Source organism: Nocardia sp. PE-7 (assembly GCF_030486425.1).
Classification (GTDB): Bacteria; Actinomycetota; Actinomycetes; order Mycobacteriales; family Mycobacteriaceae; genus Nocardia; species Nocardia salmonicida_A.
In genome coordinates, this window is record NZ_CP129614.1 from 3,797,887 (window position 1) to 3,816,255 (window position 18,369).

Consider the following 18,369-nt stretch of genomic DNA (forward strand, 5'->3'; position numbering starts at 1 on the left):
TGACTTTGCGGTCTTTGTGTCGAGCTCTTTGCGGTTGTATGACGAATCGTTTACTACGACTGCACATCGAGGCGATACCCGAGACCGCGCACGGTAACCACGATGCGCGGGTCGGAGGGGTCGCGTTCGATCTTGGTGCGCAGGCGTCGCACGTGGACGTCGACGATCCGCTCGTCACCGAAAAAGCCTTGATCCCACACTCTTTCGAGCAGCACGGATCGACTCAGCACCCGACCGGGGGTCTCCGCCAGTTCACACAGCAACCGGAATTCGGTGACTGTGAGGTGGATCTCCTCGGTGCCGCGGCGCACCGCGCCCGCATCGGCCGCCAGCACCAGCGGAGCGTGCGGATCGGCGTCGAGCACGGCTTCGGGGGTCGTGTCGCGATCGGCGGTGATGCGGGCGCGACGGCGGAGCGCGCGCATCCTGGCGGTGATCTCCTTGATTTCGAACGGCTTGCTCACGAAGTCGTCGGCCCCCGCCTCCAGGGCCGCGACCACGTCGTGGGTGTCGTAACGGGTACTGATCACGATGATCGGTACGTCATGGTCGCGACGGATCTCCCTGATGCAGTCGAAGCCGTCGGCTTCGCCGCGCATCAGGTCGACGATCATCAGATCGGGTGGCCCGTCGTTTCGCAGCCGATCGAGGGCGTCGGAGGGCACGCCTGCCTCGGCTACGGCATACCCTTCGTCCTCCATCGCGCGACGCAGGTCGCCGCGCATCTGGACGTCGTCGTCCACGATCATCAGGTTCGCGCTCATGCCAGCACCTCGCTGACGCTCGGCGCCGACATGACCGCGATGGCGGCTGTGTTCGCCCGCTCGCTTCGCTCGCTCATTGTGCACATCCTTTGCTGACACGCCGGGCGTGTGCCGATGCACTGGGGAATTTCGCGTCCCCAGACCGACACGCCATCCCGCCTTCGAGCTTGTTACCGGTTTGTTATGTACCCAGACTGGTCCCGGCGTAAACCCGTCGTAACAATTCACCCGGTCAACAGCCCGTTCGGCGCGGCCGATCCGGTGGCATAGTCGTGAGCGTGACCCCGACTTTCGCCGACATCGAAGCCGCCGCGGCGCGCATCGACGGACTGGTTCGCCCACTCACCGTCGCACCCGCTGGACCAGGGCCGGACCCGCTCTGGTTCGCACTGGAGTTCTTGCAGTTCACCGGCACTTTCAAGGCGCGCGGTGCGCAGAACTTCGTGCGTGCGCACGCCGCTGCCGGAACGTTGCCGGACGCTGGTGTGACGATCGCCTCAGGCGGCAATGCCGGGATGGCGTGTGCGTGGGCGGCGCGCGAGGCGGGGGTGCCCGCGACGGTGTTTCTGCCTGAGACAGCTCCCCCGGTCAAAATTGGTCGACTTCGTGACTACGGCGCCGAGGTTCGACTGATCGGTCCGGAGTACAAGCAGGCGCTGGCGGCATGCCGGGAGTTCGCCCGGACCAGTGGGGCGCTGGCCGCGCACGCCTACGACCATCCGCTCGTCGCGGCGGGCGCGGGCACGCTGATGCGCGAGATCGTGGCGCGGATACCCGATCTGGATACGGTGCTCGTCGCCGTCGGTGGCGGTGGATTGTTCACCGGAACAGCGATCGCCGCACAGCATTTCGGGATTCGTACGGTGGCCGTCGAACCCCTGGGTTGTCGATCGCTCGCTGCCGCGCTCGAAGCCGGTCGCCCGGTGGATGTCACCGTCGACTCGATCGCCGCGGACTCGCTCGGCGCGCCGAGCGTGTCCGCGATGGCCCTGGCCGCGGCCCAGCACCCGAGCGTGCGTTCGCTGCTGGTGCCCGACGAGGCGATCCGCGCGGCCAGGAAGCAGCTGTGGGACGCGCACCGCATCGTCGTCGAGAACGGCGCGGCCACCGCGATGGCGGCGCTGCTCGACGCCGGGTCGGGCCCGGCCTATCGACCCGAACCCGGCGAACGGGTGTGTGTGATCCTGTGTGGGGCCAATACCGACCCCAGCGATCTCGTTTAGCGGACCAGGGCGTTCTTCTCGGCGTAGTTGGTCATCGCGTTGTTCAGGCCGCGCATGGCCAGGGTGTAGCCGTAGGGGAAGTAGCGCTGGCCCCAGTGGGCGAACTGGATGTCGCGGGAGGTGTAGACCCAGTAGCGGTTGCGCTCGACACCCTTGACGACGGCCGTGGCGGCCTGGTCGGGGGTGACGGCGTGGCGCATGAACAGGCCGATCGCCTTCTGCAGGGCCGCGTTGTCGCGGTCGACGCCGGCGATGTCGATGGTGTCGGCCATCGGGGTGGCCATCGCGCCGGGACAGACCAGGCTGACGCCGATCTTGTGGCGGCGCAGGTCGAAACGCAGCACCTCGGAGACCCCGCGCAGCCCGAACTTGGTGGCGCTGTAGGGAGCGTGCCACGGGAGGCCGAAGATGCCCGCCGCCGAGGACACGTTCACCAGGTGACCGCCGCGACCCGCGGTGATCATCGGGCGCACGAACTCCTCGATCACGTGGATCGGGCCCATCAGGTTGATGTCGACGGTGCGGCGCCACTGCTGGTGCGTGAGCTTGTCGACGGTACCCCAGGTGGCGATGCCCGCCACGTTCATGACGATGTCGACATGGCTCACGGCCTCGAAGGTGTGGGCGGCCAGTCCGACGACCGCGGAATGGTCGCTGACGTCGGCCGGGTGCGCGAGATGCACCGTCGCGCCGGCCGCGCGCAGTTCCTCGGCGGTAGTGGCGAGTGCGTCGGCGGTGATGTCGGTGAGGACAAGAGACGCCCCTTTGGCGGCGGCCGCGAATGCCGTGGCGCGGCCGAGGCCGCTGGCGGCACCGGTGATCAGGCAGGTCTTCCCGTCGAACTTCGTCATGATCCCGACCCTACGGTTTGGTGAACAGATGCGTCTACGGTTCCGAGGTGATCGCGATGGTGGTCCAGCCGCCGACGTGGATCCGGCTGCCTTCGCGCAGTGCGATCGCCTGCTGTGGGGTGATCGGAGATTCGGCGCCGTCCAGGCTGGTCCCGTTGGTGGAACCGAGGTCGGTGATGGTGAGCGCGCCACCCTGATCGACCTGGATCATCGCATGCGCGCGGGAGACACCGATATCCGCGGGGGCGATGCCCAGGTCGATCTCGGGCACGATTCCCTGCGACGCCGATCGTTTTCCGATCAGGAACTGGGTGCCGCGCAAAGTGATTCGGCGTTCGGGATAGAAATCAGGGAATTCGACACGTTCGGCATCGGGTCCCTTGCGGGCTTGGACACGCGCGTAGAACTCGCGGTCGGCGAAGATTCGCGCCACCCAGATCCTGGACCGACCGCTGTCCGGCGGCGCGCCGGTAGCGATCATGGTGGGGTCGAACCCGCTGGACGGGACAGCCGATTCCGGTCGGTCACCCGGTCGCGCGGTCGCAGTCGGTGCCGGAAGGGCGGAATCGTGGCCGCATCCTTCGCAGAAGCGCCCGCTGGTCGGCGCCTGGCAGTGGGGGCACAGGCGCAGCGGTGCCGGGTCGGGCGCGGGCGGAGCGCCGAGCGCCGATCCGCACACATCGCAGTAGTCGGTCGACCGCGACTGGTGTCCGTCCGCGCACATCGGCATCTCAGCCGCCCTCCGGCCGCACCCGCGCGGTCTTGGTCGAGCGGATGTCGAGGGCGAGTTCGTCGGCCGCGGCGACCTGACCGCGCAGCTTCACGGTGCCGTCGTGCTCGACTTCGACCACACCGCGCAGCAGCCTGGCGGTGGATTCGTGGCCGGAGGCGGCGGCCAGCTCCACCGCGCGCCGCAGTTTCGCGGTGGCGGTCGTGACATCGCCGTTGCGGCGCGCAGCCAAGCCCTCCTGGACGGCCTGGGCCAGTTCGACCTGCCCGGTGTAGTGGGCGACGCGGGTGCTGATGCGCGTCGACAGGGTCGAATCGGTGGTCCAGACGGCACGCACCAGACCCTGGCCGAGGACCTCGGCGCCGGCCAGCACGCTCAATCGCGCGGCCAGTTTCTCCCGGCCCGGCGCGGCCGGTTCCAGTTCGATCTGCACGTGGTATTCGCGCTCCTCGGCGGCCCACGACGACAGCGGGTACTCCCCCACCTGCGCACCGGCATCGGTGCGACGTCCGGTCAGATCCTCGAGCACCGGCGAGACCTGTTTGACCATGCGCACCCGAGCGCCCGCGGGGGTCCAGACCCTCAGGGTCAGTTCCGGGATCACCCGGGCCGCCGACGAGCGCATCATCGCGGCGAAGTCCGCGGCCAGGTCCTTCGGGTCGGCGACGATATTGGCGTCCCCGGACAATTTCTGGGCGATCTTGCGCACTTCCTCGGCGACCCAGTCGTCGCCGACACCGCGACAGTCGCAGACGAAAAGACCTTCGGCCCGGTCGAGTTCGGTCGCGAGTTCCTGCGGGGACTCGTGTTCGTTCTTGCCGTCGGTGAGCAGAATCGCGTGTGCCTGCGCGCCGGGGTGCGCGGCGGCGACCTGGCGCGCCAGCGCCAGCCACGATCCCATCGCGGTGCCGCCGTCCGGCCGCAGCCGATCCAGGGCCCGGCGGGCCGAGCCGCGGTGAGCGCGGTCGGCGGGCGCGGACAGGGTGTTGTCGGTCGGGTAGATCAGCCGGGCCGATTCGGTGCCCTCGATGATGGCGAACGCGGTGCCGTCGGGGATCTCGTCGAGGGCGGTGCGAGTGGCGTTGCGCGCGTTCTCGAATTTACGCTTGTTACCCATCGAGCCCGAACAGTCGATGATCAGGATCTCCAGGCGCGGCGGCGGCGTCGCGACAACGGCGAGTTCGGGGCCGGTGGTCACCGTCAGCACCGCGTCCACCACGCTCGCGCCTTCGGCGAGGAATTCGTTCTGGTCGACGGCGATCGAGATACCGGCTGTCTCAGGGGAACTCATGACACTCCTGGTTGGTGCGATAGGGCGACGGGCACCGGAGCCAGTGCGACCGTGATGTTGTCGCTGCCCCCGCTGTTCAGGGCGAAGTCGGCGAGCGCGCGGGCGGCGGCCTGCGGCGAGGTCTCCACCGTGAAGCCGGCCAGGGCGACCGCCTCGGGCAGGTAGTTCCACAGGCCGTCGCTGCACAGCAGCAGCGTGCCCGGTTCGGTGGCGAGCATGCGTTGCAGGCAGTTGGCCGACCACGGCGCTTCGCCGCCGTCGGCGCCGAGCCAGCGCAGCAGGGTGTGTGCGCGCGGGTCGTTCATGGCGGCGGTCTCGTCGAGGGCGCCCGCGTCGACGAGGGCCTGGGCCCAGGAGTCGTCGACGCTGAGTCGGCGCGAGGCGGTGGGATCGCCCGCGGCGAGCCAGAAAGCCCTGCTGTCACCGACATTGGCGACGGTGATGTCGGTACCCACGTTCGTCTCGCGCACGATCGCCGAGACATAGGTGCACGACGGCGCGTACTCGGGGGTGCGTGACATGCCGCGCACCGCCGCGGTCGCCGCCGCCAGACCCGCCATCGCGGCGTCGGAGTCGGGCCTGCCCTCGGCCAAGGCCGCCAAGGCGGCGTCGACGCCGGTACGGGCGGCATTGCCCGAGGCGGCTTGCGGATCCTGGGAGGTGGAGACGCCGTCGCTGACCACGATCACCCGGATGCCGTCGCCCTCGCGCACCGCCGCCGCGACCGCGTCTTCGTTGCGGGAGTGGCTGATTCCGCGGTCGGTGAGGACATACACCGCGCCGAGGTCTTCCTCGAAGCGATCGGGCATGGGCTTGGGGCTGCCGCACTTGACGCAGTAGCCGCCCTCGTAGCGGCGTTCCCCGCAGGTGGAGCACTGCGGCACCGCGACCGGATCATGCACGGGCAGTGCGACTTTGCGCACGCCGAGTTCGCGACCGCAGCCTTCGCAGAAGCGATACCCCGCCTGTGCCGAGCCCACGCAGTCGGCACAACCCGGGGCCGTCACAGGGTGGTCCTCGGGCGCACCGAGTTCGCCTGGTCCACCAGGACGAATCGGGTCCACATGTCGTCGGCCTCGCGCGCCAGTGTCCGCAAGCATCGTTCCAATCCCGTCCGCACGCCCTGCTCGGTGAATTCCACGTCCAACAGCTTGCCTGGTGTACTCGGCCGCTGTCCCGACCGGATCCAGTTCAGTGCCGCCTCGAGGACGAACATGCGCACCTGCGCGGTGCGTTTGCGCGAGTCGAGGCGCAGTCGGTCGACGCGCTCGCCGGTGCGCCGGAGCAGTTCTTCGTCGAGGTCGGCCGGATCACGGTGCGTCAGAAGGGTTTCGACGGCGGAGACCCGAGCCTCGGTGAACATCGAGGAGGTGCGGTCGACTTGGTCGAGGACCGCCACCGCACCCGCGCGGTCGCCGCTGGTGCGGCGCAGTCGTGCCGCGCCGAAGGCGGCGGACAGGAAGGTGTGGTCGGTCCGCCAGACCACGTCGTAGAGCGCCGACGCACGCCTGAGCGCGAAGGCTGCGGTGTCCGGGTTCTCGCTGCCGTCGGCCGTGGCGCCGAGTTCCAGTGCGGCCGCCAAGGCGAGTTTCGGGGCGGGCTCGCCGGGCAGCGCGGCGTAGACGGACTCGAAATCCGCCGCGGCGGCGGCATAGTCGCCGGTGAGCAACGCTGCCTGGGCTCGATACCAGACGGGGCGCCAGTCGAATTCGAGCTCGGCGTCCAAGTCGGCCAGACGGTCCAGTGCCGCCGCCGCGTCGCCTGCCTCGAGTTCGGCGCGAACCAGCCGCAGCGGAATCTCGACCGACTCGCCCGCTCCGGTGACCACCGCGCGCAGTCCCGCGGTGAGCGCCTGCTCGAGTTCGGCCGGGGTCGCGGCATCGGTGGTCGCCAGCAGGGCGGCGCCGCTGTCGCCGGGGTCGACCAGCGGGGCGGGCAGGCCGGTGATGAGGGCGGCGGGTTCGGGTGTGACGCTGTCGATGCCGAAGACGGCACGAGCGGGACCGAACTGGCTCGACATGCCCGGACGTGGGATGCCGTCGCCGGTCGCCAGCACTTCCCGTAGGACACCGGTGAGCTGGTCGGCCATCTCGCTCATCGAGGCGAAGCGCGCGAGCGGGTCGGGGTCGGTGGACCGCTGCAAGAAGCGGTACAGCGAATCATGTTCGGCCAGCAGCGGTTCGGTGTCGGGACCGGATATCGGGCCGAGCTTGCCGTCGACGGAGGGCACCCGCATCATCAGTACGGCCAGCGTGCGGCCCGCCGTGTAGATCTCGGTGGCCACCGTCGGCCCGGTTTCGGCGATCTCGGGCGCCTGGTAGCCGAGGGTGCCGTAGATGGGGCTGGTGCGGTCGTCCATCGCGATGACCGCACCGAGGTCGATCAGCTCGAGGCGTTCCTCGGTCTGCATCACATTGTCGGGCTTGAAATCGCAGTAGGCCCAGCCACGAGCGTGCAGATAGCCGAGGGCGGGCAACATCTCCAGCACATAGGCGATCGCCTGGGCGGGCGGCAGATAGCGCTGGGTCTCGGCACGGTAGGCGCGCAGGATCTGCTTGAGCGACGTGCCGCCGACATAGGCCATGACGATGTAGCCGACAGGCTCGCCGTCGGCGTCGGCGTGTTCGGTGAAGTTGTGGATCTTGACGATGTTGGGGTGGTCGACCTCGGCGAGGAAACGGCGCTCGGCCAGCGCGGCGGCCAGCGCGTCGGGGTCGCCGGTGTCGATGAGGCCCTTGAGGACCACCCAGCGCTTGTTGACGGCGCGGTCGGTGGCCAGATAGATCCAGCCGAGCCCGCCGTGGGCCAGCGCGCCCGCCACCTCGTACTGGCCGCCGACGAGATCGCCTGCCCGTAACCGGGGCACGAACGAGTAGCGGGTGCCACAGTGCGGGCAGAACCCGGAGGTCCGCCCGGGAACGCCCGCCTGACCGCGGCCGACGGGCTTGTCGCATTTGCCGCAGAAGCGGTCGGATTCGGGTACCTGGGGATCGGCGAGCACGGCCGTGGCCGGGTCCACCCGCGGGACCGGTGGGACTTCGACTAGCCCGGCGCCGAGCCTGCCGCGCGCGGCCGAACGCGCCGAGCCCGACCGGGTTCGCACCGAGCGACTCGAGGTGCGCCCGCTCGCGCTGACCGTCGACGCGGACGGGCTGTGCAGCGGGCCTGTCACCGCGGCCGGAGCGGTACCGCAGGTGTCGCAGTAACCGTCGACGATCGTTCCGTCACAATCGGTTTCGCCACAGGCACCGGGGACCGGCACGGGCGGTGGTGGCGCCTGACGGTTCCCGCTGCGTGGTTGCGCCGTGGTGCGCCCCGACCGGCCGTTGGCCACGGGGCCGGGCTGCCGCACCGGTGGTGGGCTCGCGACGGGCGCGGTACCGCACAGTGCGCAGTAGCCGTCCTCGATCGTGCCGCCGCACCCCGGTTCACTACACGTCATGCTGTCCGCCCCGCTTTCTCCCCGATGATCGAACGATAGTCCGCGACCGCCCGGGTGACCGCGGCCAGATCGCACGGTGTCCGGGTGAGTAGACCGGCCGCGATCCGGTCGGCCGCGAGCACATCACGGTCCTCGCTCACGCCGAGCCGAGCGGCCTTGGCACGGTAGGCCGTGAGCCTGCCGCGCAGTTCGGCGCGCCGGTCGAGCAGTCCACGCGCCAACTCGTCTCGCCGCGTGGCCTTTTCGGCGGCGTCGGCGATCCGCACGCGCAACGCGAGGAGGTGTTCGACCGTCGGGCGGTCGGGCGTATCGCCGAGAGCGTCGAGTTCGGCGCCCAGCCTGGTGGCCGGTTCGCCGCCGGCGGGCAGCTCGCCGGTCGCGACCTTGCGTTCGGCCTGGGTCGCGGTGTCGTCGGCGCGATGTTGGAGTTCACCGAGATCGGCCAACCGCGCGCGCAGGGCGGCGACCGCGTCCGGTAGGTCGGCGGCCACCGCGAGATATTCACTGTGGCGGGCGGATTCGGTGTCGATCAGGGCGGTGAGCGAGGCCAGGGCGGTGTCGATCTCGCCGCGCCCGAAGCCGAGTGGGTCGGTGCCCGCGCGACGCAGGAGGGTGGCCAGTGGTTCGCCTGCCGCGTCCAGTGCGCCGCGAGCCTGTTCGACGCGCTGTTGCAGGGGGGCGAGCGCGCCGAGCACCTTCTCGTCGACCGCCGCGACCTCGTCGGCGAAGGGGGCGACGAAGGCGAACGCGGCGCGCATCCGGTCGAGGCAATCGGCGATACCGACTGTCACGATGGTCTCGCTGGGGCCGGTGAGACCGCGCTGTGCCAGGGGAATCGGGATCCGCGCCACTTCGTGCGGGCGGCCGCGCAGCAGCTCTGTGAGCCGCCCCCGGGCGCGCTCGTCGATCTTGCCGCGCCCGGCCCGCACCGCCTCGGCTTCGGTGAGGATGGCGCGCACCCGCCCGAGGTCCTCCCAGAGTTCGCCCAGCGCCTGCTCCACCGGCGCCCAACGGCGTGCGGTCTCCCCCGTCGGCGGATAGCGACGCACCAGCGCCAGGCCGGGATGGCGGTCCAGTTCGAGCAAGGTCGTGGTCACCTTCGCCAGTTCCGCTGTGCGCCCGGTGAGTTCACGATCGATCTCGAGCATGCCGAGCACCGGCCAGGTCATCCGACGTACCGGGGCACCGGTGGGCCCTGCGAGGCGCCGAGAGTCGACAGGTGCTGGGCGTAGATCCGCTGCCAGGTGCCGTCGTTGCGGGTGCGGTCGAGCACGCCGTTGACGAAACGCACCAGTTCGTCACTGCCGCGCGGCACGCCGACCGCGTACGCGCCCGCGCCGATCGGGTCGCCGACGACCTCGAGATTGCGGTCCTGGGCGACCAGACCCGCCAGGATGGGCTCGTCACCGCTGATCGCGTCGACGGTGCCCTGCTGCAGCGCGACCAGACAGTCGGTCCAGTTGGTCACGCCGAGCACGTTCGGGGGCGTCGGCAGGGTGAACAGCGGTGCGGCCGCGGTCGTGCCCTTCGCTACGCACACCCGCTTGCCGGCGAGCCCGGCGCCGTTGGTGATGCCCGCGCCGCGCGGGGCCGCGATGCGTTGCGCCGCACGGTAATACACGCTGGAGAAGTCGACCTCGCGGCGGCGTTCACAGGTCGCCGAGAAGGTGCGCACGATCATGTCGACCTTCTTCTCCTGCAGCAGCGGGATCCGGTCGGCCGCGGTGACGGAACGCAGTTCGATCTTGTCCGGGTCACCGAACAGGTCGCGCGCGATCTCCCTGGCGAGGTCGATGTCGAAACCTTCGAGCCTGCCGGTCGACGGATTGCGGAAGCCGAACATGTAGGTGTTCTGATCGACACCCACGCGCAGCCTGCCGTTGGCCACGATCGCGGCCATCGCCGATCCCACCGGCATCGCACCCGGTCTCGGCTGCGTCCTCGGCGCCAGCGTCGCTTCGGTATCGCAGGTTCCGGCGCCTTCGGCGGCCGGGGCCGAGGTGATCGCTTCGGCGCCGGGCAGCGGTGGGGCGACGGCGGTGGCGGCGATGGTCGACGGTTCGGGTGCGTCGGCGCAGCCCGCGACCAGCGCGAGGGCCGCGGCGAGCACGACCAGCAGGGGGCGCCTCACAGGAATTCCTTCAGTCGTGGCCAGAGTCCGGAGATCACCGCGCCTGCCCCGGCCAGGAGCAGGAACAGGGTGCCGAAGGGGCTCAGGGTCAACGACGTCGCCGCGCCGGCGACGCCGTCGCGCAGGTCGTCACGCGCCTGGGCGAGATCGTCGCGCAGTTCCTGGTCGAGTCGGGCGAAGCTGGTGGCCGAGCTGTCGGGGCCGGTGCCGATCGCCTGGGTGACCGCACCCGGATAGTCGGCCTTCTCGTAGGCGGTGCGCTGGGCGTTGTGTCCCGCGCTCCAATTCGTCAGCGCGCGTTCGGCATCGGAGTCGCCGCCACCGGCCGCGGTGAGGCGTCCACGCAGATCGCCGCTGTGGGTTTGGAAGGCCTTCTCCGTGACGGTGATGTCGCCGCGGGTGATCAGGGCCAGGGTTTCGTCGGTGCGGGCCTGTTGGGCCAGGATGCGGGCGCCCGCCAGGTTCTCCACGCGCGCACCGGCGCCGGAATCGCCGTTGTCGAGCAACTGCGCGGCTGTCAGGGTGGCGCCGGCGGTCCACAGCAACGCCACCAGGGCGGCCAGTCCCGCCATGGCCATACCGGTGTTCACCAGACGGTTGGTCCGGCGCAGCAACACGATCGATCCGACCGCGCACACCGCGAGGACGAGCACCAGGAGCACGATGCCCGTCCACGGCAGCGTGCCGATGCGCTGTTGGTCCTCACGCACGGCGGCGAAGCGGGCTTTGCTGAGTTGCTCGGCATTGGGCAGCAGCGAGGTCTGCATCAGATCCGAGGCTTGGCGCAGATAGGCCGACCCCACCGGAAAGCCCTGACGATTATTGGCGCGCGCGGTCTCGACCAAGCCGGTGTAGGTCGGCAGGTCGGCGGCGATGCGGGCCACGATCGCCCTGGTCTGCGCGTCGGCGGCGCCGGCCGTCGCTTCCGCCAGTGCGGCGGCGGCATCGGCGAGTGCCTGCTCGTAAGTGTCTCGGACCTGCGGTGATTCGATGCCACCGGACAGGAAGGCCGTCGCCGCGCCCGCGTCGGCGGCCGAGAGCGACACATACAGACTCTGCGCGGCGAAGGCCAGTGGCTCGGTCCGATCCAGCACCTGTTCGGTACGCACGATCTTCGCGTCGAGCTGTTGGCCCACAGTCGATCCGGCAACCAGACAGGCCACCGTGGTCACGACGAGGACCACCCCGATCACACCTGGTGTCGTCGCGGCGAATCGCCGCAGCCACGTCCCCGCGTCACGGATGGTCGCCGGTAGGCGAGATCCCACACCGTCCTCCTTCATCTCCCCGGGCGGTGTCTTCGATCGCGATAGTACGGGAGCGGCTGAAAGTTCGCCCGGGTGAAGGAAACCGGCCGATCGCGGACAGCGAAAGGCCCGCCACGGGTCGTTGTGGCGGGCCTTTTCGGGTTCGGTGTCTACGCTCCGGCGACCTTCTCACCGGGCTTGACGGTGGTGCCGGTCTTGGTGAACTGCAGCACGCCGTCTTCGATCGGCGCCTTGTGCATCAGCGTGCGGTCCCGGTAGTAGTTGTTGATCAGTTTCCAGGCGCCACGGGCACCCTGGCGGGGCATGGCGTCGTTGCCACGCTGGATGTAGCCCGAGGTGAGGGCGCCGCCCATGAGCGACTCGTCGGCGATGTCCTCGGGGTTGGCGTGCACCTCGAAGGTGGTGTAGCCGCGGTCGCGCATGATGTTGAGCACGCGGCACAGGTAGGCGGCGGCGAGGTCGGCCTTCAGCGTCCAGGAGGCGTTGGTGTAGCCGATGATCATCAGGAAGTTCGGGATGTCGGAGTACAGGACGCTCTTGTAGGCGACCGTCTCGTTGAACTTGACCGGGGTGCCGTCGATGGTCAGGGTGATGCCGCCGAGCATCTGCACGTTCAGGCCGGTGGCGGTGACGATGATGTCGGCCTCGAGCTCTTGGCCCGACTCGGTCAGGATGCCCTTCTCGGTGAACTTCGCGATCCGGTCGGTGACGATGTCGGCCTTGCCGCTCTTGAGCACCTTGAACAGGTCGCCGTTGGGGACCACGCACAGGCGCTGATCCCACGGGTTGTAGCTGGGGGTGAAGTGGCGCAGGTCCACCTTCTTGCCGAGCTGCAGGCGCACCTGGGCCAGCATCAGCTTCTTGGCCAGCTCGGGGTTGGTGCGCGAGAGCTGGAAGCTGGCGCGCTGCAGGGCGATGTTGCGGGCGCGGCCGATCTTGTAGGCGACGGCGTCGGGCACACGCGACTTCTTGAAACCGATGGCGACCGGGTCGTCGGACGGCAGGGCCTGAATCCAGGTGGGCGAACGCTGCAGCATGGTGACATGGGCGGCGGTGTCGGCCATCGACGGGATCAGCGTGATCGCGGTGGCGCCGGAACCGATGACGACGACCTTCTTGCCCGCGTAGTCCAGGTCCTCGGGCCAGTGCTGCGGGTGCACGATCTGACCCTTGAAGTCGTCCTGACCGGGGAAGTCGGGCTGGTAGCCCTTGTCGTAGTCGTAGTAGCCGCTGGCGCCGACGACGAAGTTGGCGGTCCAGGTCTCGGTCTCGCCGGTCGCCTCGATCACGGCCTGCACGGTCCACAGGGCGGTGCCGCGGTCGAAGTCGGCGGTGACGACCTTGCGGCCGAAGCTGATGTGGTCGGTGACGCCGTATTCCTTGGCGGTGTCCTCGACGTAGTCACGGATGCTGGCGCCGTCGGCGAGCACCTTGGTGCCGATCCAGGGGCGGAACCCGAAACCGAAGGTGAGCATGTCCGAGTCCGAGCGGATGCCGGGGTACTTGAACAGGTCCCAGGTGCCGCCGATGTTCTCGCGGCGCTCGAGGATCGCGTAGCTGCGTCCGGTCTGCTCGCGAGTGAGGTGACAGGCCGTGCCGATTCCGGACAGGCCAGCGCCGATGATCAGTACGTCGACATGCCGCGTCATTGAGGAAACTCGTTTCGTAGGGTCGCCGACCCGTGCACCGTCGCCCGAGCCTGCGTCGAGGTTACGTGTTTCGCATAGTTACGTCTAGTTCGGCATGGTGGCGCCGCGGCGTGTCGTGGGTTGCGCGCACGGTGATCGGAATCCGTGACGGGGGCTCGCGCACCGGTCAGCATCGATGGGCCCCTCACTATCACTGCAACGAAAAAGGCGGACATGACCGAACGCGGACTGTCGTTCCACTGGTTCCTACCCACCTACGGCGACTCGCGCGGCCTGATGGCGGGCGGACACGGCAGCTTCATGTCCGGTGATCGTCCCGCGTCGCTGCGCTATCTCAATCAGCTCACCGCCGCCGCCGAGGACAACGGCTTCGAGGGCGTGCTCACGCCCACCGGCGCCTGGTGCGAGGACGCGTGGCTGACCACCGCCATGCTGGTACAGACCAGCGAGACGCTGAAGTTCCTGGTGGCGCTGCGCCCCGGACTGACCAGCCCCACCCTGGCCGCGCAGATGGCGGCGACGTTCCAGCGTCATTCGGCCGGGCGCCTGCTGCTCAATGTCGTCACCGGCGGTGAGCAGCGCGAGCAGGAGGCCTACGGCGACTTCCTGGACAAGACCCAGCGCTACGCGCGCACCGGCGAGTTCCTGCACATCGTGCGAGAGCTGTGGTCGCGTACCGAGCCGTTCAGCTTCACCGGCGAGCACCTGCAGGTGAAGGACGCGATCCTGAGCACTCGTCCCGATCCGATTCCGCCGGTGTTCTTCGGCGGCTCGTCGGGTCCGGCCGGACCGATCGCCGCCCGCTACTCCGACACCTACCTCACCTGGGGCGAACCGGTCGACGCCGTCGCCAAGAAGCTCGACTGGATCCGTGGGCTGGCCGCGATCGAAGGCCGCACGGTCGACTTCGGCCTGCGCATCCACGTGATCAGCCGCGATACCGCCGCCGAGGCGTGGGCCGAGGCCGACCGCCTGCTCGACGGCATCTCCCCCGGTGAGATCGAACGGGTGCAGGCGAACCTGGCCAAGAGCGATTCCGAGGGGCAGCGACGCATGGCGCAGCTGCACAACGGTCGCACCGACGGCCTCGAGATCGCCCCGAATCTCTGGGCGGGCGTCGGCCTGGTGCGCGGCGGTGCGGGTACCGCGCTGGTCGGCTCGCACGCCGAGGTGGCCGATCGCCTGCTCGAATACGCCGCGATCGGGATCGACCAGTTCATCCTGTCCGGGTATCCGCACCTGGAGGAGGCGTACTGGTTCGGCGAGGGCGTGCTGCCGATCCTGGAGCGCAAGGGTGTCTGGACGCATCCGTCGCGGCCGGTGTCGGTGCCCACGATCGCGCCGTTCACCGCGGCCGCCAGTAGCTGATGCCTCGCGGCGCGGCCTGGATGCAGGTCGCGCCGCGCGGTGAGTTTCCGTGCCGAATGGCAGTCGCTGCACCGTTGCGTTTTCTGCCATCGGCTGAGCGAGGAGATGGCTCAACACCTTTCGACGCCTCTCGACGCGGGCGTGACCTGCTGATATCCCGGCTACCAACTGGTAGGTCCGAAATGCCGTGACGCACATCATGCTTGGCCGCACCACACTCCCCCAACCGTTTTCGGCATCGAGTGCAGCCGGGGTTCCACGTGAATCAGTGCAGTTCGGGGCAGGTGCGGGCATCGATCGACCGGGTTCGACGCGGCCGGCCATCGGCTCGGCACCGTGACACCCGCCGTCGGCTTCGACCCGAATCCGACTCTCATCGACTTGAGTCGATCAGTAGTTCGTCGAAACAGCTTGTTACGCAGCCCCGTTCCGGAACCCATCCGAGACTCGACGCGTTGACCGGTCATGCCGACCGACCCCTACTGGAACCACAACACGCACTACCACCCCTGGGTACTCGAGCAGGTGCCCGACAACGCCCGCACGGCATTGGATATCGGCTGCGGTGACGGGTTACTCGCCCGCAAACTCGCGACCCGCTGCGATGCGGTGCTCGGAGTCGACATCGACGACCAGGTGATCGCCAACGCACCCGCCGCCCCCAACGTCCACCTCGAACACGCCGACTTCCGCGACCTCGACCAGACCTTCGACGTGGTCACCGCCGTCGCCACGCTGCACCATGTCCCCGTGCGCGACGGCATCACCGCGCTGCGCCACCTGGTCGCGCCGGGCGGCACCCTCGCGGTGGTGGGTCTGTGGAAGATGCACCCGGTCAGCGACTTCCACTATCTGCCCCTCCTGCCCGCCATCTGGGGACTCGATCGTTGGCGGCACCGTTCGCACGGTGGCCCCGATGTCACCCTGGCCGCTCCGCGGGAAACCCTCGCCGAAATCCGGTCCGCTGCCGCCGAACACCTTCCCGGCGCCGAGATCCGCCGTCGCCTGATGTGGCGCTACACCCTGCGGTGGCGGCGGCCACGCTGAGCGAATCCGTATTGTCCGAATCGATGCGGTGTCTGCGCCGAGCTGGGTGATACAGTCCGGCAGGATTTTTCGATGGGGAGGGCCGGTCATCAACGCATCACGGACAGCTTTGTGGCGCATCGGGTTCGGGGGGTCGAGTCGATGAATCGCACCCGGTGGATCATCGCGAGCCTGGTCACGGTGGTCGCGGTGATCGCGGCGGTGGTCGTCGTTGTCGTCGCCACCCACGACGAGGATCCGCGCGAATTCGTCGCCGAGAAGTACCGGCGGGCGCAACAACTCGACCAGGCGAACAACGGTCTGGCCTACCTCGCCGCCGCCGCCCCTGCCGCGGTGGCCGCGACGATCGCGAAAGCCACCGATCCGCGCGACAAGCGCAATACCGGTGACAACCACTATCTGCGCTTCGACAACGATCTCGTCGCGGTGTCACCGCACGCCGGTGGCGCCCTCGTGCTCGTCGACAGCTTGTCCAACGGCACTCGCCGCCATCACGGTCACGTCAGTGGTTACGGCTGGACCAGCGGCTCCGCGGCGGGCGACTACCGCGGCGGCGGCAGCGACAACGGCGGCAAGTAGTTCATCCGGGCGCATCGTCGCCCGACAACTCGGGCGTTCATCTCGTCCGTACAGCACAGGAGGACCCTCATGCTCGCCGACCTGGCGGCGAACGCGGGCGCCGCGCTCGCCTATACCGCGGTGGGAATCGTGTTGATGGCCGTCGGTTTCGGCGTCGTCGACCTGCTCACCCCGGGCGACCTGCGCGCCCAGATCTGGATCGAACGCAACCGCAATGCCGCGATCCTGCTCGCCTCGAATCTGTTCGGAGTCGGGATCATCGTGGCCGTGGCCATCTGGACCTCCGAGGGCAAGATCGCCGAGGCCCTGCTGGCGAGCGCGATCTACGGGGTGATCGGACTGGCCGCGATGGCGGTGGCGTTCGTGCTGCTCGACGCGCTCACTCCCGGTGACTTCCGGGCGGTCGTCGCCGACCCGGAACCTCATCCGGCGGTGTGGGTCACGGCGTCGGCGCATGTCGCGGTCGCGCTGGTGGTGGCCGCGAGCCTCACCTGATGCCACGGCACCGCCTGGCCAGGGCGGCGCTGCTGGCGACCGTGTTCGTGTGCGCGGCATGCGGTTTGGTGTACGAGCTGTCGCTGGTCACCCTCGGCAGCTATCTGATCGGCGACACCGCCGCCCAGGCATCGATCACCTTGAGCGTGATGGTGTGTTCGATGGGGGTCGGCGCGCTGGTGGCGAAACCGTTGCGGTCGCGTGCCGCTGCGGCTTTCGTGGCGGTGGAGTTGGCGCTGGCCGTGGTCGGTGGGCTGTCGGTAGCTGCCCTGTACGCCAGTTACGCGTGGCTGAACATCTACACGGGCACGCTGGTACTGGCGGCGGCGGTGATCGGCATGCTCGTCGGTGCGGAGATCCCGTTGCTGATGGAGTTGCTGCAGGACATCCGCAAGCAGGAGGCCAGCAGCGCGGTCGCCGACCTGTTCGCCGCCGACTACGTGGGTGCGCTCCTGGGCGGATTGGCTTTTCCGTTCCTGCTGCTGCCGGTGTTCGGCCAGATCCGCGGCAGCCTGGTGGTCGGGGTCGTGAACGCCGTCGCCGGACTCGCGTTGGCATTCTTCTTCTTCCGGGACAAGATGACCCGCGGGGCCCGCCACACGCTGATCGCCGCCACCGTCGCGGTCGCCTGTGGCCTGACCGGCAGCTACCTCTACGCCGACCGTTTCGAGGCGACCGCGCAGCAGGCTCTGTTCGCCCACCCGATCGTGTGGCAGACGCGCACTCCGTATCAGCAGATCGTGCTCACCGAATCGTTCTCCCCGTTCGCCACCACCGACACCCGGCTCTATCTCAACGGTGGACTCCAGTTCTCCTCGATCGACGAGTACCGCTACCACGAGGCGCTGGTGCACCCGGTGCTGTCCGGCCCGCGCCGCGCGGTGCTGGTGCTCGGCGGCGGCGACGGCCTCGCGCTGCGCGAGATCCTGCGCTATCCCGACATCGCGCAGGTGACACTGGTCGAGCTCGATCCGGCGATGATCGAACTGGCCCGCACCGACGATCGCCTGACCGATCTCAACCGCCGCGCCTTCGACGACCCGCGCGTCACGGTGATCAACGCCGACGCCTTCGCCTGGTTACGCACGGCACCAGGCCTTTTCGACGCGGTGATCGTCGATCTGCCCGATCCCGACCAGACCTCGGTCGCCAAGCTGTACTCGAAGGAGTTCTACGCGATGACCGCCCATGTGCTGGCGCCCGGCGCCCGCATGGTCGTGCAATCGGGTTCGCCGTTCTTCGCCCCGCGCTCCTTCTGGACCATCGACGCCACTGTGCGCGCGGCGGGTCTGTACACCACCCCGTACCACGTGGATGTCCCGAGCTTCGGCGACTGGGGCTTCGTGCTGGTCTCGGCCACCGCGCCCCCCACGCCGACCCTGCGCGGTCCCGGACCGCTGCGCTCCCTGGACGAGGCCACCCTCACGGCGGCCACCGTGTTCCCGCCGGACCGCCGGGCGGTCGACCCCGAGGTCTCGACGCTGATGCATCCGGTGATCCTGGATCTGCAACGCCAAGAATGGCGTTGACT

At 69.1% G+C, this 18,369-nt stretch carries 16 protein-coding genes; 6 read left to right on the forward strand and 10 right to left on the reverse strand.

Annotated features, from left to right (window positions below):
• Nucleotides 1–53 precede the first annotated feature (53 nt).
• Nucleotides 54–764 (reverse strand): response regulator transcription factor, encoded by a 711-nt coding sequence (locus QX204_RS17985; protein WP_056809688.1) that lies wholly within the window; start codon nt 762–764, stop codon nt 54–56.
• A 278-nt stretch (nt 765–1,042) separates the two neighbouring features.
• On the opposite strand from QX204_RS17985, the gene QX204_RS17990 reads away from it, so the two are divergent.
• Nucleotides 1,043–1,987, forward strand: a complete 945-nt coding sequence (locus tag QX204_RS17990) for a threonine/serine dehydratase (protein ID WP_301900893.1) — start codon at nt 1,043–1,045, stop codon at nt 1,985–1,987.
• Here the strand turns inward: QX204_RS17990 and QX204_RS17995 are convergent.
• The 9 genes from QX204_RS17995 to QX204_RS18035 all read right to left on the reverse strand — a co-directional run bounded on the left by QX204_RS17995 (nt 1,984) and on the right by QX204_RS18035 (nt 13,349).
• A complete protein-coding gene (locus QX204_RS17995) occupies nt 1,984–2,838 on the reverse strand; it encodes an SDR family oxidoreductase (RefSeq protein ID WP_301900894.1) in 855 nt (284 codons plus the stop codon). The two genes, QX204_RS17990 and QX204_RS17995, sit on opposite strands and share 4 nt — an antisense overlap.
• Nucleotides 2,839–2,872: 34 nt before the next feature.
• On the reverse strand, nt 2,873–3,562 hold the full coding sequence (locus tag QX204_RS18000) for a double zinc ribbon and FHA domain-containing protein (protein ID WP_301900895.1): 690 nt from the start codon (nt 3,560–3,562) through the stop codon (nt 2,873–2,875).
• Between the two features lie 7 nt (nt 3,563–3,569).
• The gene (locus QX204_RS18005) at nt 3,570–4,859 is read right to left on the reverse strand and encodes a VWA domain-containing protein (protein ID WP_301900896.1); all 1,290 of its coding nucleotides are present in this window, start codon (nt 4,857–4,859) and stop codon (nt 3,570–3,572) included.
• Entirely contained in the window at nt 4,856–5,866 is a 1,011-nt protein-coding gene (locus QX204_RS18010) for a PP2C family protein-serine/threonine phosphatase (protein ID WP_301900897.1), read from the reverse strand. The genes QX204_RS18005 and QX204_RS18010 overlap by 4 nt, the downstream gene beginning before the upstream one ends.
• Nucleotides 5,863–8,301, reverse strand: a complete 2,439-nt coding sequence (locus tag QX204_RS18015) for a serine/threonine-protein kinase (protein ID WP_301900898.1) — start codon at nt 8,299–8,301, stop codon at nt 5,863–5,865. The genes QX204_RS18010 and QX204_RS18015 overlap by 4 nt, the downstream gene beginning before the upstream one ends.
• The gene (locus QX204_RS18020) at nt 8,298–9,470 is read right to left on the reverse strand and encodes a hypothetical protein (protein WP_301900899.1); all 1,173 of its coding nucleotides are present in this window, start codon (nt 9,468–9,470) and stop codon (nt 8,298–8,300) included. The genes QX204_RS18015 and QX204_RS18020 overlap by 4 nt, the downstream gene beginning before the upstream one ends.
• Entirely contained in the window at nt 9,467–10,438 is a 972-nt protein-coding gene (locus tag QX204_RS18025) for a glutamate ABC transporter substrate-binding protein (protein WP_301908028.1), read from the reverse strand. The genes QX204_RS18020 and QX204_RS18025 overlap by 4 nt, the downstream gene beginning before the upstream one ends.
• Nucleotides 10,429–11,700: a GlnX family signal transduction membrane protein gene (locus QX204_RS18030; RefSeq protein WP_301900900.1), complete on the reverse strand. Its 1,272-nt coding sequence runs from the start codon at nt 11,698–11,700 to the stop codon at nt 10,429–10,431. The genes QX204_RS18025 and QX204_RS18030 overlap by 10 nt, the downstream gene beginning before the upstream one ends.
• 149 nt (nt 11,701–11,849) lie before the next feature.
• Nucleotides 11,850–13,349 (reverse strand): flavin-containing monooxygenase, encoded by a 1,500-nt coding sequence (locus QX204_RS18035; protein ID WP_301900901.1) that lies wholly within the window; start codon nt 13,347–13,349, stop codon nt 11,850–11,852.
• Nucleotides 13,350–13,562: 213 nt separating this feature from the next.
• Here QX204_RS18035 and QX204_RS18040 point away from each other — a divergent pair, with 213 nt between their 5' ends.
• From QX204_RS18040 to QX204_RS18060, 5 genes are all read left to right on the forward strand, one after another.
• Nucleotides 13,563–14,717, forward strand: a complete 1,155-nt coding sequence (locus tag QX204_RS18040) for an LLM class flavin-dependent oxidoreductase (protein ID WP_301900902.1) — start codon at nt 13,563–13,565, stop codon at nt 14,715–14,717.
• A 465-nt stretch (nt 14,718–15,182) separates the two neighbouring features.
• The gene (locus QX204_RS18045; RefSeq protein ID WP_301900903.1) at nt 15,183–15,764 is read left to right on the forward strand and encodes a class I SAM-dependent methyltransferase; all 582 of its coding nucleotides are present in this window, start codon (nt 15,183–15,185) and stop codon (nt 15,762–15,764) included.
• A gap of 141 nt (nt 15,765–15,905) precedes the next feature.
• Nucleotides 15,906–16,343, forward strand: coding sequence for a DUF4247 domain-containing protein (locus tag QX204_RS18050; RefSeq protein ID WP_301900904.1), 438 nt, complete (start codon nt 15,906–15,908; stop codon nt 16,341–16,343).
• Nucleotides 16,344–16,412: 69 nt separating this feature from the next.
• On the forward strand, nt 16,413–16,838 hold the full coding sequence (locus QX204_RS18055; RefSeq protein ID WP_301900905.1) for a DUF350 domain-containing protein: 426 nt from the start codon (nt 16,413–16,415) through the stop codon (nt 16,836–16,838).
• Nucleotides 16,838–18,367, forward strand: coding sequence for a polyamine aminopropyltransferase (locus QX204_RS18060; protein ID WP_301900906.1), 1,530 nt, complete (start codon nt 16,838–16,840; stop codon nt 18,365–18,367). Before QX204_RS18055 ends, QX204_RS18060 begins: the two co-directional genes overlap by 1 nt.
• The last annotated feature ends 2 nt before the right edge of the window (nt 18,368–18,369 follow it).